Raw genomic sequence first — 17,876 nt, 5'->3', positions numbered from 1 at the left:
TTTTTTATATAACAAATGGATTTACATCATAAATCCATTTATTATATAAGTTTAAATTGCATTATTATCATCATCTGGACAAATACAACCTTTTATCACTTCTTCTTCCTCTAACTCTTCTGCAAGTTTAGGATTTATTGCTTTAATAAACATATTAATAAAGTTCAATAATATAAAGAATACAACGTATGTAGCAATAAATATTTCTATATCTCCTAATAATTCAAATATATTTCCTAATACAGTATATCCACTCTTTATAAAATATGTTGATAAATCATAAGCTGCTAAGGTAGCTATTGCTAATGTGAAAGTAAAAGATAAAGGTTTTAAATATTTAATATTCTTTATTACCCAACAGTTACTAAGAGTTATAAAAGCCAAAGTTGTTCCACTTATCCCAATATGCATTTTTTTTAACTTTGCTAAATATCTTTTGATAAAATCACCTTCGTTTCAATTTGAAATTCCAACAATTCTATACTAGTATTCCTAATTTTCAAAATTTATATAAATTTTATTGCATTTTTCCTGGAATTATAATCCATAAATTATGTATAACTACCTAATATCAACATTAATTTAAATAGCGCCTAAAATAAAAATAACAAGTTCCATATATTTTATAGAACTTGTTATTACAAATTTTATTATACTAATTCACTATTTAAATCTATTTCACTATTATAAACTTTCTCATCTAGCATACCTTCTGATTTTGCAACTACTACACTTGTTGCTGCATCTCCTACTACATTTAGAGAAGTTACCAACATTTCTATTGGTCTATTAATTGCAAGTATTAATGAATAAGCAAGTATTGCTGCATCATTATTATATCCCATTCCAGTAAGAACAGTAAACAGTATTATTGCCCCTGCTCCAGGAGCTGCTGGTGTACCAATAGATGCTATTAATGCTAATAATGAAATAACTACTATATTTCCAATTGTTACATCATAACCTGCACTTGTTGCTATAAATATAGCTGCTATAACCTGCATTATAGCTGTTCCATTCATATTTATTGTCATTCCAAGAGGTAATATAAATGATGCTATATCTTCACTAACACCTAATTCTTCAGTTGTAGTTTTAGTGTTTAAAGGTAAAGTTGCTGCTGAAGATGAAGTTGAGAATCCAAATAAAGCAACCTTTCCTATTTTCTTTACAAACTTAATTGGATTAAGTCTAGCTCCTATTGCAATAAATGCTGCATACCCTAATACTAAAAATAATAATAACGTAAATACAGTTGTAACTACATATACTAGCGCTGGTTTTAAATTATCTACCCCGTATATGGCAAATGTTCTAGTAATTAATACAAATATTGCTACAGGTCCAAACTTTGTGATTATAAAGCTTAAAAATACAGTTATAATTGAATTTACTTCTTCCAATAAAGTTTTCAAAACTCTTATTTTTTCCCCTAAAGCATTTATGCAAAGACCTAATACTACTGCAACAAAAACTACTGCAAGAATACTTCCATTTGTAGAAAATGCTGCTGTTATATTGTTTGGAATTGCTTTTACTATTATTAATAATGGATTTGTAGAACTTGCTACCCCTGCTTGTGCAGTAACATTATCTACATTAGCAGTAAATAACCCTAGATTTTTAATTATAAATCCAACTGCTCCTGCTAATGCTAAAGCAAAAACTGATGTTGATAAAAATCCTAATATTGTTTTGTAAGAAATACGTCCAAGCTTTTTAGTATCACTTATTTTACACATTGCTAATGCTATTGATGTAAACACCATTGGTACTATTACTAATTGAAGTGAATTTACAAATAGCTGACCTAATATATAAAATATTCCTAAAGCACTTGTTGCTCCTTCTTGAGATATATCTTGGAATAATATATTATTAATACTTGTCCATATCTGCCCATTTCCATTAGCATTTAAGTTTTCTCTAAGTACTATACATCCTATTCCTACTACTAACCCTAAAATAAGAGCTACTGCCATTTTTATGGCTAGTTTGTTACTGTTATTAATTTTCTTATTCATTTGTTTTAATCTCCTTATTAGTTCATTCCCTAATTCAAATAACTACTTAAGGCTTTAGCTTTAGTATGCTTTTTATTAACTAAAAAAGTCTTCCTAATAAAAGGAAGACTGTCGTAATCTTATTCTTAATAACTCTTACTCAATAATAATTATAATAATATTTCAAGACTAAAGTATTATTTTATAAGCATACTATAACTTCCTTACTGATTTCTCGAATCAATTTAAAGGGATTTTTTTCTTTATGCTATCATTATATACTCACTTTGTCAATACTTGTTGTATTTTGTCATATAAAAAGGTAGATAGTTATAATTTTTTAACTTCAATACTATCTACCTTTAATTCTATAAACTATATAATTAAGTATCTAATAAATTACTTTATTAAATCTCCTTGTTCATTACTAACAACTATATCACCATTTTTAATCATTTCTAAAACTTCATTAACTTTGTTAACTGTTTCTTCACTTAAATTTGGATTTTCTTCTGGAAGACCAACTCCATCATTTGAAGCATCAAATATTAAAGTCTCTCCACCTGGGAAATTTCCTTCTACTGCTGCTTTAATCATATCATAAGAAACTTGATTGAGCTTTTTAGTTGCAGAAGTTAAAATAATTGATTTATTATTTTTCTCATCATATATACCATCTGCATATTGATCAACATCAACTCCAACTATCCATACTTCTTCGCCATTCATAGTTCTTGTCTTAGCTTCATTAATAGCTCCAATACCAACACCAGCTGCTGCAGTAAATATTGCCTTTACACCTCTTCCATACATTTGAGCTGCAATTTGTTGTCCTGCTGCAACATTATCAAAGGAACCCTCATAAACTACGTTTTCTGGATTTATATTCATATTAGTTCCAAGGTTTTCATTAGCATATTTAACACCTTGTTGGAATCCCCAGTTAAATCTTTGAACTGCTGGAATTTCCATTCCTCCAATGAATCCTAACTCGCCATCTTTTAATTCTAAAGCAGTTGCAACACCGGCTAAGAATCCTGATTGCTCCTCAGCAAAATATATCGAAACAGTATTTTCTCCAACTTTTGCTTCTAATTCTGCCCCTTCTTTACCATTATTTGGACTTCCATCAAGAATTACAAATTTTATGTTTGGATATTGTTCTTGTGCCTTCATTATTGCTGTTTCAAATTTATATCCCGGTGTAATAATCATATTAAAATCACTATCAACAAAATTTGAAATTTCAGTTAAATAATCGGCTTCAGTAGTTCCTGCCGGTTTTAAATATTTAACAGATAATCCTAGATCCTTTTCAGCCTCTTCAATACCTTCCCATGTACCTTGATTAAATGATTTATCATCAATAGTACCTGCATCTGTAACCATTCCTACAGTTACTTCTTCTCCTCCATTTGAAGTACCGCTTGTACTATAACCGCATCCTACTAAACCAGTTAGCATTAATGTAGAAATTACTAATGCAATTGCTTTCTTTTTCATTATTATTTCCTCCTATATTGAATATTGACTGTCAATAATGAAAACTGAAAACTTATATTAACTTTAAGTGAAATTAATATGTCTTAAACTTAATTAAGTTTACGGCTTCATACATATCAAGTCCACTCATAGCCAGAAATTTAAGGCTTCCTGTAGAAACATCCCACCTTATTAGGGATTTATATGAGTTTTTCTTATTTTTAAAGTTCCATCCGAACTCCTTTCAGCATTATATATTATATAATTCGTAATTTCAACATTTTTTCTTTATTTTTCGAACTTTTTTATGTATTATTTTAAAATAATTCGCTTACTTAACAAAAATTATATATACAAAAGGAACATATCAATTTGATATGCTCCTTTACTTATTGCTTATTATAAAAAAATATTTTTTAATAATATATAACCTTATTTTATGCAACATTCTCTTTTTTCTTAAGAACTACAAATCCAATTGTTGTTATAACTAATGCTATAAATACAACTTGAGCAGAAGATATTGGTGCCCCAGTTTGTGGTAATTTATCAACCCCTTCAGTATTATTACTTCCTGCATTATTTTCATTTCCACTTCCACCAGGAACTACTTCTGGCTTTATTTCTGGAGTTTCTTCTGGATTAGGATCAACTGAGTTATTTTCTTTTAATTCATTTACTGCTTCTATGATTTCTACTAATGTATTATCTACATTAAATGTAATATAAAGATTTTCTAGTGATTTATCAGCTAATGAAATCTTTATTTTGAATACTGTATATTCACCATTTTCTTCTGTTTCAATTTCTATATTACCTAATTGCTTTAAGTTATTTAAGAAAGATTTTATCTTATTAATTTCAACATCATTAATTTTCATTTCTAATGGACTTTCATAACTTCCGTCACCATTTATTAATGTAACTATAGTTGTATCTATAATACCTGACATAGCTTCTGGAATAACTGCTGTATCTTCACCATCAATTAATAAATTATAGTTTAACTTATCAATACCATTTTCCCATTGATTAATAACAATATCTCTCATTTCTCCAATAATAACAGGATCAATATGACCATCAAAGTTATAACTATCTCCACCAGTCATTAAGAAATCAATACTTGTTAAAGTATAATACTTATCTTCTTCAACTTTAGTTCCATCTGATAATCTCATTGAAGTTATTTCATCAGTTTCTGAATCATACCATACTGTTAAACCTGAATATTGCCCCCATCCAAATCCATCTGGATTGATTCCATGTTGAATTAACTCTTTTAATTTAGCTCCTGTTACTTTCATTGTAACTACATTATTATCAAATGGTAATATTGTATACATATCTCCAAGAGTTAATGTTCCTTTTGTTAAAGGTGCTCTAATTCCACCACCATTAGCAATTGCTACTTGTGTTCCACCCTCTTGTCTCATTGCCTCTGCAACTGTTACCCCAAGAGGTGTAACCCCTGCATATCTATCGTGATCTAAATCAAATTTTAATTCTGTTACTTCTGTTAATAATGTTGGTGCTAATTGTTCATTATATTTAGCTATAGTTTCTTCAACATTTTTATCTATAGGAAATTCATTTGTACTACTTTCAGCATAAAACTGTCTAGTATTAGCCTCTACATCTAATATTTCCTCATTCTCATCAAAGGTAAATGTAATTACTGATAATCCTCTACCATTATATCCTGCTTGAACAACTGGTACATCTTTTCCAGTATTATTATTATTTACAAATCCATCAACAAACTTATGATTATGTGCAGCAACTACCGCATCAACATCAGCAGCATTTTTCGCTATTTCTGCTGCTTCACCAGTTATACTTCCATCACTATTTTCTAAAGCTGGTGAGTGAGTTAATGCAACTACTATATCTGCACCTTCAGCTCTAACAATCTCTGAATACTTATCAATTGTTTCAACTATGTCTAAGAATTTTAATCCTACAACATTTTCTGCTTTTGTACTTGTTAATGTTTCTGGTGTTGCAATACCTATAAAAGCAATGTTAATTCCATCAACATTAGTCATTACATAAGGCTCTGCATATTCTGGTGCTACTCCAGTAGTTTCATCAATTAAATTTGCAGCTACAAACTTAAATCCTGCTTCCTCTGCCCATGGTTTTATTTTATCTGAACCCCAATCATACTCATGATTACCTATAGCAGATGCTACTATTCCAATTTCTTCAAGCATTTTACTAACAGGTTCTCCTGCCAATATGTTCGAAATTGCTGTTCCTTGATATATATCACCACCTGAAACTGTGGCTACCCCATATGTATCACTTGCTTCATCTCTTTTTTGATATTCTTTTATAATGCCTGTTAACTTTGCAGCTCCAATATTTTTTCCACTTTCTAATACATTTCCGTGAAAATCATTAAAGCTTAAGATTTCTACAACTTTATTTGAAGATTTACTATCGCTATTTTCCTCTTCACTTAAAATTCCATTTTCAATATTTTGAACTACTTCAACATTAATTTCATCTGCTTTAACTATTTTTACTGGTGTTATTAATCCAGCACTAATAGTAAGTGTAGTTATAATCGCAATTAATTTACCTTTATTTTTTAACATTTTTGTCCCCCTTAAAATATTCAAGACAAATAGCCCTATGTCTTTTGTATATTAAGAATTTTACAATACACGAACATTTTTTTGCAATACCTTTTGAAATATTCGTATATATTTTTTAATATTTTCTAAATTTACATATATTTAAATATAAAAAAATTAGCTCTATAATAATATTTAACATTATTATGAACTAATTTTTTAACGATTATATATTTAAATAATAATATTTTTTATAAAAATAAATTATTCATCCCATCCTTCTGGGAATTCAGCATTGTGGTAAACTTCTTGAACATCATCATCATCTTCAAGTAAATCTAACATTTTTTGGAACTTCTTAGCTGCATCTTCATCAATTTCAGTGTATGTATCTGGAATCATCTTAACTGCTGCTTCTAAGAATTCTAATCCTTCAGCTTCTAAAACTTCTCTTACTGTACCAAAATCTTCTGGTGCAGTTGTGATTATGAATACTTCTTCTTCATCACTGTTGAAGTCTTCAGCTCCAGCATCTAAAGCCATCATCATTAATTCTTCTTCATCAAGGTCTCCCTTTTCTATAACAATTTCACCTTTTTCTTGGAACATGAATCCTACACAACCTGTAGTTCCCATATTTCCGCCACCTTTAGTGAAAGCACTTCTTACATTACCTGCTGATCTATTTTTATTGTCAGTTAAAGTATCAACTATAACAGCAACACCTGATGGTCCATATCCTTCATAAACTATTCTTTCATAATCTACTGCTCCTAATTCTCCTGAAGCTTTCTTTATTGATCTTTGTACTGTATCATTTGGCATGTTTGATGCCTTTGCTTTTGCTATTGCATCTCTTAATTTAGGGTTGTTATCAGGATCCGGACCTCCATTTTTAACAGCTATCATTAATTCTCTACCGATTTTAGTAAAGATTTTCCCTCTTTTTGCATCAGCTTTACCTTTTTTGTTTTGTATATTATGCCATTTTGAATGTCCTGACATTATTTCATCCTCCTAAATCTTTCAAATCTATTAATAAAAATCTTTTATATTATACCATAATGAAAATTATTTAACAATTTTGTCTTAAATGAGATTCAAAATTTAATTTTATGAATCAAACTTATATGGACGAATTAAAATGATTAACTTGTTTTATAATAATTTTCTTTATAATAAATTATATTATACTATATAATCTGTTTTCTTCTTTAAAATATAACTCTGGCTCACTTTTTTCAACTATTATCTTTCCATTACTTGCTTCTATAGCTTCTTTTTCTATTTCTTCTGCTACAGAAATTTCCGCAAGTATATGTATTATAACTTTATCTGTATATTCAGTATCCTCAATATGCCAATTATTTTGTCCGCAAAAATATTGAACTTTTCCTATCATGTCATACTCTAAAGTAAGTGATACCTTAACACCTTGAACCTTTTCTACTACTCCTCCTGCCTTTAATGCAATAGAAGCACCTTTAGTATAAGCTCTTGTTAAGCCTCCAGCCCCTAATAATATGCCACCAAAATATCTTGTTACAACAACTGCACAATCTGTTATATTTGATTTTTTCATTACTTCTAAAATTGGAATCCCCGCTGTTCCTTGAGGCTCTCCATCATCACTATATCTTTGAATACCCATATTTTCACCAATAACATATCCCCAACAATTATGTCTTGCTTGTTTATGTTTTGATTTTATTTCAGCTACAAATGCTTTGGCCTCTTCTTCATTTTCAACTCTTTTTGCATATCCAATAAACTCTGATTTCTTTTCAATAAAGCTATCTTCTCCATATTCTCTTATCGTTATATATGCCATTTCTCTAGCTCCTCCTTAATTATATCAATTCCGCTTATTATTTCTTCTTCATTAACTTGAGAAAAACTTACCTTAAAATATTGCTCTCCAAGATTTGATCCCTTATAAAACAATGTTCCTGGAGTAATATAAACATTTTTACATTTAAGCTTATAAAACAATTCCTTAGATTTTATTTCTTTATCTTTAATATTTAAATAAAAGCTTAACCCACCTTTTGGATCAAAAAATACTATATATTTTTTAAGCTTTTCATTAATTAGCTTTTTCATTAACTCATATCTCTTTATATATTCATTTCTAAGATTTTCTATATATTCAATCCAATAGCCCTCTTTAATATAAATCTCTAAAGCTCTTTGCATTAATGTTGATGTTGCAATATCTGTATTAATTTTTGAGTTTTGAATACTTTCTCTAAAATTTTCAGGACATATAATATACCCAAGTCTTATACCCGGTAAGAATATTTTTGAAAAACTCTTTATATAAATTACTCTATCATTTTTATCTAAAACCTTAAAAGGCTCGTGTTTTATATTATCATCAAATATTAACTCTGACAAATAATCATCCTCTATTATATAAAAATCATATTTTTCAGCCAGTTCTAATATTTTAAGTTTCTTCTCTAAGCTATAACTAATTCCTGTTGGGTTTTGAAAATAACTCATAGTATAAAAACACTTTATTTTATTTTTCTTTAATATATCTTCAAGTTTTTTTATATTTATGCCATCCTCTTCTACAGGCATTTCAAATACATTAGCTCTTCTAAACTTAAATACGGATAATGCACCTGCATAAGTTGGTTTTTCAACAATAACATTATCATTAATATTTAATATTGCTTTAGATGCAATATCTATACCTTGTTGTGCTCCTGATACTATTAATAAGTTCTCTATATTTAATGAACTTCTCCAAAAGACTTCATTTATAGTTTCTCTAAGCTTTGTATATCCAAAAGGCTCTTCCCTAATTAAGGCATCTGCACCATCTCTATCTAAAACCTCATTTATTACCTTTTTAAATTCATTTATAGGAAAATTAACTTTTCTAGAACTTTCACCTGTAAAATCAATTATATTTCCATCATAATTATTTTTTATTAACTTAATTTCCTTAGAGTACTCTTTTCTAAAATGATCAGTAATTTCTCTCTTCTTAGCATATGTTCCTGATCCCATCTTTTGATAAGCATATCCTTCACTTACAAGCTTATCGTAGCAACTTACTATTGTAACGTTGTTTACTTTTAACTCCTTAGCTAAACTCCTTATTGGTGGTAACTTATCTCCATCCTTTATAACATTTGAATTTATTAATCTTTTTATATTATCTGCAATTTGAATATATTTAGGTTCATAATCATTAAACTCAATACTATATCTCTCCATATTCCCTCACAATTATTATTTATAAATTGTATTAATACATTTAATTATAGAAAATATAGTAAATATAGTCAAATACCCATAAATATAGACCTTACTACTTATCCATTTAAGATACGCATTAAGGTCTATTTCAGAAAATATAACTATTACTTGTCCAATACCCAAACAGATACACTACCATTTTTAACTTTAAAATTACCCATTCCCTCTTTATCAATAATTACTCTTTCGTTAAAATTTAAAAGCAAATCTTTAAACTTATTTCCTGAGAAATGTTTTCCAACATACATTTTCTTTTCCCCACCAAGCTTATTAGTTAACAAAACTGCCAAACCTGAATTTTTATATTCACTAATTCCTTCTCTTGTCCATCCAATTATATTTCTATCATCAAAATAATCATGTTGTTCACCATAAGAAAAATTTTTCCGCGCTTTTAATAATAAATCTAAATAACCACCTATTCCATAATATCCATGACTAGGTATTCCATAGTAATCCCCATAAAAAACACATGGATATCCACCTATTCTTAATAATATTAGAGAATAGGCTATTACTTTAAACCAAGGCTCTACCCAAGATTGTAATGAACTACCTAATTGAGTATCATGATTATCTACAAAAGTTACAGCCTTAGTTGAATATCTATCTACTAAAGTCCCCTTAAATATATTTCTCATATCAAAGTCTCCATTACTACGTGAAGCCTCATATAAATTAAAATGTAATGGTACATCAAATAAAGACATAACATATTTAGTATTTTTTAAATAATTTAATAATACATCCACATTAGAATGCCAATATTCTCCTACTGTAAACAATTCTTCACCCGTTTCTTCTCTTAAAAACTTTAGCCATTCTACAAAAAAGTCATAACTAATATGTTTAACAGCATCAAGCCTAAAACCATCAATCTTAGTAAAATCTACATACCATTTTCCCCACTTTTTTAACTCTTCTATAACTTCCCTATTAGAAAAATCTAAATCTGCCCCCATAAGATAATCATAATTTCCATTTTCACTATCTACTCCACTATTCCACTCCTTAGTTAAAAACTTATAAATACTACTTCTCTTTGTTTTATCATCATAATCAATTCCATCAAAATCATTCCAATTCCACTTAAAAGAAGAATATTTATTATTTCTTCCTGGAAAGGTGAATTTAGTCCATGCTCTTATCATCCTATTCCCATTTATAGGTATATTTCTATTAAAGAACTCCTCTTCACTTGCCATCACTTCTTCAGCTTCATCTGCACCCATTTTATGATTTAAAACTATGTCTCCATATGCTTGTATACTATTTTCTTTTAAAATTTTTATTGCAGATAAATATTCATCCTTACTACCGTATTTAGTTTCAATAGTTCCCTTTTGATTAAATTCTCCTAAATCATATAAATCATATGCACCATATCCAACATCATATATACCACTAATTCCCTTGTATGCTGGCGGCATCCACACTGCTGTTATACCTAGCTGATGTAAATTAGTTGCATCTTTAGCTATTTCATTCCACAACTTACATTTAGGTAATAGATACCATTCAAAATATTCCATTATTGTTCCATTAATCATCCACTCTCACCTACTTCAATACTGACTTATTAAAGATTCAAATAAACTGCTCTATAATAAAATTATTTAAAATAAAAATGGTTCCGATATTGCTAAATACAAATCATTTCGTTGGTACCTATGAATATTTTATAAGTAGCACCTTAAAACATTTATATTTTTTTCATTAACAATATCAGAACCTATGTTAAAAAGAGCATACTTAAAACAAGATCTTATCCGCCTCTGTCAGCATAGATAACTTATTTTAACCTTCACCTAGAATCTTATTTCTATAAAAATGCTAAAATCTCTTAATCTTAAGTAGCTCTTATTAACTATTACATTAATATATTTATGATGTAATCTTTAGTTTTATTATAACTTTCGTCATCAACTTCAACAATCATAAAAGTTCCATCTTCTCTATACTCTTCTTCTAATACTCTACCATTTCTATGTAGGAATGAATTCATATCACTTCTATCATATGGTATTAAATATTCACATTTTTTCATCTTATAAGGAAGATTTTCTTCTATTTCATTTAATAAATCTTCTAAATTTATTCCTTCTCTTGCTGAAATTTCTATTGTCTCATATTCAGCTGTAGCTTCTTTCACAGCTTCAACTTGTTCTTCTGTAGCTTTATCTATTTTATTTAAAACAAGTAATGTTTTCTTATCCTTTGCACCTAATTCTTCTAATACTTCTTCAACAGCTTTAATTTGCTCTAAAGCAGTATCACTTGATGTATCAACTACATGACATAAAAGATCTGAGTAAATTACTTCTTCTAAAGTTGATTTAAAGGCTTCTACTAAATCATGAGGAAGCTTTCTTACAAATCCAACAGTATCTGTTAAAGTAATTACCCCTTTATTCTTAAGCACTATTGCTCTTGTAGTTATATCTAATGTTGCAAATAGCATATCAGCTTCAAAAACCTTTTCTTTTCCTACAACTTCTTTTTGAGCTGCTACATCACAAAGAGCATTTCTTAAAGTAGATTTACCTGCATTTGTATACCCTACTAAAGATACCTTTGGAATGCTTTCTTTATTTCTTTTTTCTCTTTGAGTTTCTCTTATTTTCTTAATTTTCTTTAATTCATCATTTAAATCATAAATTTGTTCTTTTATATGTCTTCTATCAGTTTCAAGTTTCTTTTCTCCAGGCCCCTTAGTACCAATTCCTCCACCTGTTCTTGACATAATTGTTCCTAAACCTTGAAGTCTACTCATTCTATATTTAAGCTGTGCTAACTCGACTTGAATTTTTGCTTCTCTACTCTTAGCTCTTCTGGCAAATATTTCAAGAATAAGTGTAGTTCTATCTATAACTTTAGCACCTATAGCAGCTTCTAAATTTCTTACTTGAGATCCTGAAAGCTCATCATCAAATATAACTACATTAGCTCTTAACTTTTGTCTTAACTGAGCAATTTCTAGAACTTTACCTCTTCCTATGTAAAATGCAGCATCAATTTTACTTCTGCTTTGATAAACGCTTTCAAGAACTGGAATATCACAAGCTTTTGTTAATTCTTTAAGCTCTTCTAAGCTTTCTCTTGTATCTGAACCAACTAAAATTGCTTTTTCTTCATTATCTTCTACTATATCTTTTTCCTTAACTAAAGAATCAATATAGCTTATTTTATTTAGTATGTGTATCTTTGTAATTTCTTCTAATGGAATATGTGCTATTTCTTCATAATCTAAAGTATCATTTGATACAGTTAATAATCCTAATGAACAATCTAGTATTTTACCTTCATAAATACCAATAGCTACAATAGCATCTAATTTTAATTTTAATAATGCACTAATATCTAATGCTGATAAATTACTCATACCATTTGGATGAGTATGAATTATTCTAACTCCAGCTAATTTTTTCTCTCTTATATCTAAAGTTTCTATTTCTACTGAAGTAGAATCTCCAATTGCTATAGTTCTAATATTACCTCTTCTATCTATTGCAACACTTATTTCTCTTTCTATAAATGATGAAACCCTTGAAATAACTTCAATTATTTCAATTGAACAAACTTCATCCTTTGGGCATTTGGCTTTATAAAGTCTTTCTAGTTCTTCAATAGCTGACTTTTTTACACCCTCTATATTTCCATATATCATATTATCACCTCAACTAAAGCATTCTTATTTAGTATATACTAAAGATGAAAATTTAATTTTATATTTTTTATTAAAAATCTTCCTACATATACTATAATTACTCAATATTTCACTATATTGTATCTTATTCTAATGTAAATGTAAACTCACTTTACATTTAAAGTTGGCGTAATAGCCACCTTTAAATTATTTTATTCTTAAAATTTGTCATACATATATTAAATTTACTCTTTAATCATATTGTTACTTAATTTTCAGTTGCAAAAAAACAAAAATATTGTTAAAATTTATATTATTATAGCATTTTGCGTCATGCTAATCTTTTTAGTTGACTTTATAAAATTGACTATTTAAAAGCTTTTTTTCATATAATAATATAAATATTGTAGCGGAGGCGTTATACATGGAAGATAAAAAACGTAATATTCTTTTTTCTGAAGAGCAAATTAAGGAAAGAGTTTTAGAATTAGGAAAAGAAATAACTAAGGATTATGAAGGTAAAGAAGTATATGTTTTACCATTATTAAGAGGAAGCTTTGTTTTTGGAGCTGATATTTTCAAGGCATTAGATTTAAAGGCTAAAGTAGGATTTATGACAACTTCAAGCTATGGTCATAGTGAAGTTAGCTCTGGTACTGTTAATGTAGTAAATGATATACCAGATAATATAGAAGGATTAGATGTCATAATAGTTGACGATATAATAGATACTGGTTATACAATGGAATTTGTAATAAACCATGTTAAAAAATTAGGAGCAAGATCAGTAAAGACTTGTGTATTATTAGATAAACCATCTAGAAGAAAAGTTGATTTAAAACCTGATTACTGCTGTTTCGAAATTGATGATTTATTCGTAGTAGGTTACGGATTAGATTATGAAGGTTTCTACAGAAATGTTCCATATGTATTTAATTGGGAAAGTAAATAATATATAACCATAATTAAAGCTAGTGATTGCAATGCATTCACTAGCTTTTTGTTTTTTAACTTTTTAAAATTGTAAAAATACTTATCCCTAGAAATCATTATCACACTATAACTTCAAAATTCTAGGTATTTTCTTGCATAACTTTCCATAAAAACTTCCTATTCCATTTAGATAATATTAATAGATTTTGTAAGTCTTATTCTAACGATAATTGTAATTTTAAACTTCTCTAAAAGACTTGGCGATACATTCTTTGCCATTCTATTTCTAAATCATGATCTAACACATCTATATCTATAACATTTTCTTTATATAATAATCTGATTTCTTGAATTCCAGAAATCCCGAGTCTTGTCCATGCCGCAACATTCAAATGAAGTGTAAATGTAATTAAATCTACCGATCTGATACCTGCATCTACTACATCTATTGCACATAAAGTTCCATGCCCTGCCAAAAGCATCCTTCTAAGCTCCGGATGATTACCAAATGGAACGGAATCTTTCCACGAATTCTTATTATAAAATCTTGATTTTAAAGACCACATTAATCTAATCATTAATTCATTAAGAAGAACTGGAATAGCTGTCGTTGTTGCAAAACGTAAGTCATATCCTCTTTCAAATATTTTTACGGTAAGTTCAGATATAGCCATCTTTTCACCATTTTTATCCGGAACATTAAATGTACAAAATTGAAGAAGTTCCATAAATGGAACTGGAATCCCTGATCCTCTTCCTCCTTCTGATGTTGCTCTAGTTGTATTAGACCCAACAAGATCCGAGCACAGATGTCCTAACCAATTTGTAAATCCACATAATAACTTTGTCGCAAACGTTGTTCCTCTTAATTCAAATCTATCTATTTCATTTTTCTTTTCTTTAGGGCGAAGCCTGATTAATTTACCTTTATCGACAAATGATGCTTCTCCAGTAAACTGATCAACAATTGAAAAAAGTAAACCTATAATACTTGGTGAATGTGCCAGAGACATAATATGATGATTCAATGGTCTCATTCCAGCAAGTGCTCCATTACCTTCTACAAACGCAGCACTAGATGCATCATAATTGACTCCAAATTTTTTTTCTAGATACTGAATACATTGTTGTAAAGTCTGTGGTTGTTCTTTTAAATTCTTATTATAGGGTATTCCTGCATCTTTCAACATTTTATCTCTTTGTTCTTTTGTAATTTTATTACTCTTAAACATATTAAGAATTTCATCTCTTTCCCTTGCATCTTTTTTCCATAAACCTTTTGAAATCTTACTTACAAATTTATCTGCTTGATCATCTGTCCAAGCGCCAAGTTTTGATTTTTCTGGCATTCCTACAAAGAAAGAATCTATCAATCCGCATACAACTCCACAAAATGCAGCAATAATATAATCGTATTTATCGCAATGTGCTTTCTGCATTATATAATCATCATGAATTCTTTGTCCAATTTCATTTTTTTCTGCCTCTGTTAATAGTAAATCAAATGGATTCTTTGTAAGGTCTAGATTCTGCCCTGTAGCATATATATAAATCTGGTTCATATATTCATCCCAACTCGAAGAGACATCTGTAGTAACTAATACGTCAAAACATGGAACTGTAATCTGACTTTGCTCCTCACTATTTAACTTGAGCATCTCATTACCCCTTTTATAATCATATTCTGTAATATCTTCTTGTGAGTATCCCATAGCAGCACTTAATTCCTCCACCTGTTTCAGTAATTGGTCAAGTGCATTATCATTAGAAACATTTAACTTTTCAATATTATATAGTTCTAAGGATGCCTGTGTAAGTACCTGTTCTGTACGCTGTCTCTGATCTTTTTGAACTAGGTAAGAATCAGCAATTTCTTCTAAATTTTTATCATTATCTAATTTACCCATCTATCTTAATAACCCTTTCATCAATCCTTTTGCAGTATTCATAGCAACCGCCTTAGAATTCTGTACCATGTTATAAAATCCTATTCCATTTAAAGCATTATAAACATTTTCAAGCTCCATCAAATTAAGCTCTGTATTTAAGCAATTAAGCATTATATTTCCCTGTTCATCCATTCGCTTTGCTGAATATGCAGAATAAATCAATTCTCTAATAGATTTATTAGTTGCCCCAGAAGCCATCTCTTCGATTAAATCCTTTTTTATTTTAACTGGGAGTTTACAGATTATTTCTTCTCTCTTTGCAAAATCAATTTGGTCTGTTGTTTTCTTAGCTCCTTGAGTCATCATGGAAAGTATTCCTGATATCTTCTTTATTTTTATTTCTGTTTCTTGTCCTGTTTTTATAGCTTCCTGAAGCCTTGCACTAATTTCATTTACATCCTCAATCAGATAATTTAATGTTCTCTGAGAATTCCTAGCGATCTCTTGAAGCATTAATTCTCGCTGCTTATTCTTCTCCAATTCTCCCATTCCAGTTACTTTCTTTACTCCTTTGTAAGCGCCCACCCCAAGCAGAACTGCCACACCTATTCCAGTAAACATACTTGAAAACCCAAGTACACCTCCCATACCTAATGCCGCTAATCCAGAAGTCATTCCAGTTGCACTAACACCAATAACAGAACCTGATAAATAGACTGCAGCAAGTGGAACCCCTACCGCTCCTGCTTTCGCTGCCAACTCTTGCATATTTTTCTTAATATGAGTATCATCCTGCCTGTTCGCAATAATATCTTTATTTTTTTTAATACTTTCTACTATATATTCTACCTGAGAATCCTTAACACCAAATTCCTTTGCAATATTAACTATATAAGAGGACTTTTTCCATTCATTTATTTCCTTATCGTTTGACATTTTACTCCAAAACATATTAATTATATCTTTAATAATAGAAATCCTTAACTCATCTAAACTCTCTGCACTAACATTCTGATCTAAATACTTAATTAAATCTTCATTGCTTTCTATATTGCTATTATCATACATATATGTTCTGATAGAAATTCTTACATCTTTTTCTATAGAATTTATAGCAATTAATGACATAATTTCTGCATACTCTGAAGACCCTACCTTTCCATCATCTGAATACGCATAATTACAGATTATTTTTAAGTAAGTCTCTTGTATTTTTTGACTCATCATTGCCAGTGGGCATGTCTGATTTGTCGTTTCTAATTCTCCATCTGAATCAGCAATATTTTGCAATATCATCTCAATTAATTCAATAAATCCATCTTGATTTATCTCAGAAATAATAAATGTAATATCCTCCTCTTCTCCATCATACGTAAGAATATACTTATTATTTATTACCTCTTTTCCTTCTTTATCCTTCTGCTTATGTTCTTGTTTTTGAATCTTATTTATCCTTTTAAATTCATATTCTTTTTTTCCATAATGATTAATAAATATACGGTCTCCAATAAAAATAAAACCTTCTTTCGCACTGCCAAATAGTGTTGTATCTATTAATGCCAATACATAATTAGATTCAATTCCGTGTGCAATTTTTTCAATAGCATTATCTAATTTCTTCTTTGGAATATCCGGTGACACATAAACTTTAGATATGGAACTGCTTAATTTACTTACATTATCCTTAATTATCTTCTCAATATTCATTTTTACCTCCAAATAATAATATTAGATAAAATTTATTTTTACCATTTTATAACATATAATGCTTATATTCAAATAAACATATTATATTCATAATATAGCCATTACCCCTATAAACCCGTAAAAGGTGCTCTTTTGTAACCTCTAATTAACAGTTTAAAAAACGCTTATTTAGTTAATAAATTAATATTTTCATTATGAACTCACATAAAAGATACAAAAACATAGAATCAGTATTCTAAATAATAAAAAAATATTACTGGAAATAAAAATTTCCAGTAATATTTCAGTTTGTTGAAAAACCCCCTGTTTAAAAACAGAGGGTTTTTCTATTATTAGTTGTGGATAAAATTTAAAATTCAAA

12 protein-coding genes and 1 riboswitch are annotated in these 17,876 nt (G+C 28.9%); of the genes, 1 reads left to right on the top strand and 11 read right to left on the bottom strand.

Annotated features, from left to right (window positions below):
* Positions 1 to 51: 51 nt before the first annotated feature.
* From HCG76_RS08785 to hflX, 9 genes are all read right to left on the bottom strand, one after another.
* Positions 52 to 384 (bottom strand): hypothetical protein, encoded by a 333-nt coding sequence (locus tag HCG76_RS08785; protein WP_221700017.1) that lies wholly within the window; start codon positions 382 to 384, stop codon positions 52 to 54.
* A gap of 266 nt (positions 385 to 650) precedes the next feature.
* Entirely contained in the window at positions 651 to 2,024 is a 1,374-nt protein-coding gene (locus tag HCG76_RS08780) for a dicarboxylate/amino acid:cation symporter (protein ID WP_221700018.1), read from the bottom strand.
* Positions 2,025 to 2,402: 378 nt separating this feature from the next.
* Positions 2,403 to 3,506, bottom strand: coding sequence for a BMP family lipoprotein (locus HCG76_RS08775; RefSeq protein WP_221700019.1), 1,104 nt, complete (start codon positions 3,504 to 3,506; stop codon positions 2,403 to 2,405).
* Between the two features lie 109 nt (positions 3,507 to 3,615).
* Positions 3,616 to 3,713, bottom strand: a riboswitch (purine riboswitch).
* A 209-nt stretch (positions 3,714 to 3,922) separates the two neighbouring features.
* Positions 3,923 to 6,088 carry a 5'-nucleotidase C-terminal domain-containing protein gene (locus HCG76_RS08770; RefSeq protein WP_221700020.1) on the bottom strand — a complete coding sequence of 722 codons (2,166 nt, stop codon included), beginning with the start codon at positions 6,086 to 6,088 and terminating at the stop codon, positions 3,923 to 3,925.
* Positions 6,089 to 6,331: 243 nt separating this feature from the next.
* Complete coding sequence (locus HCG76_RS08765; RefSeq protein ID WP_221700021.1) at positions 6,332 to 7,072, bottom strand: YebC/PmpR family DNA-binding transcriptional regulator; 741 nt, start codon at positions 7,070 to 7,072, stop codon at positions 6,332 to 6,334.
* A 178-nt stretch (positions 7,073 to 7,250) separates the two neighbouring features.
* Positions 7,251 to 7,898 carry a YigZ family protein gene (locus HCG76_RS08760; protein WP_221700022.1) on the bottom strand — a complete coding sequence of 216 codons (648 nt, stop codon included), beginning with the start codon at positions 7,896 to 7,898 and terminating at the stop codon, positions 7,251 to 7,253.
* Positions 7,886 to 9,298 (bottom strand): MocR-like pyridoxine biosynthesis transcription factor PdxR, encoded by a 1,413-nt coding sequence (pdxR, locus tag HCG76_RS08755; RefSeq protein ID WP_221700023.1) that lies wholly within the window; start codon positions 9,296 to 9,298, stop codon positions 7,886 to 7,888. Before pdxR ends, HCG76_RS08760 begins: the two co-directional genes overlap by 13 nt.
* 146 nt (positions 9,299 to 9,444) lie before the next feature.
* Entirely contained in the window at positions 9,445 to 10,890 is a 1,446-nt protein-coding gene (locus HCG76_RS08750) for an alpha-amylase (RefSeq protein ID WP_221700024.1), read from the bottom strand.
* Between the two features lie 320 nt (positions 10,891 to 11,210).
* On the bottom strand, positions 11,211 to 13,007 hold the full coding sequence (gene hflX, locus HCG76_RS08745) for a GTPase HflX (RefSeq protein ID WP_221700025.1): 1,797 nt from the start codon (positions 13,005 to 13,007) through the stop codon (positions 11,211 to 11,213).
* 403 nt (positions 13,008 to 13,410) lie between these two features.
* Here hflX and hpt point away from each other — a divergent pair, with 403 nt between their 5' ends.
* Positions 13,411 to 13,938 (top strand): hypoxanthine phosphoribosyltransferase, encoded by a 528-nt coding sequence (gene hpt, locus HCG76_RS08740; RefSeq protein WP_195987616.1) that lies wholly within the window; start codon positions 13,411 to 13,413, stop codon positions 13,936 to 13,938.
* A gap of 229 nt (positions 13,939 to 14,167) precedes the next feature.
* On the opposite strand, the gene HCG76_RS08735 is transcribed toward hpt, so the two are convergent.
* Positions 14,168 to 15,631 (bottom strand): hypothetical protein, encoded by a 1,464-nt coding sequence (locus tag HCG76_RS08735; protein ID WP_221700026.1) that lies wholly within the window; start codon positions 15,629 to 15,631, stop codon positions 14,168 to 14,170.
* A gap of 195 nt (positions 15,632 to 15,826) precedes the next feature.
* Positions 15,827 to 17,515, bottom strand: coding sequence for a hypothetical protein (locus tag HCG76_RS08730; RefSeq protein WP_221700027.1), 1,689 nt, complete (start codon positions 17,513 to 17,515; stop codon positions 15,827 to 15,829).
* Positions 17,516 to 17,876 lie beyond the last annotated feature (361 nt).

Origin of the sequence: Clostridium sp. K13 (assembly GCF_019734195.1) — a bacterium.
GTDB lineage: Bacteria > Bacillota > Clostridia > Clostridiales > Clostridiaceae > Clostridium.
This window is presented reverse-complemented; position numbering and strand designations above follow the sequence as displayed.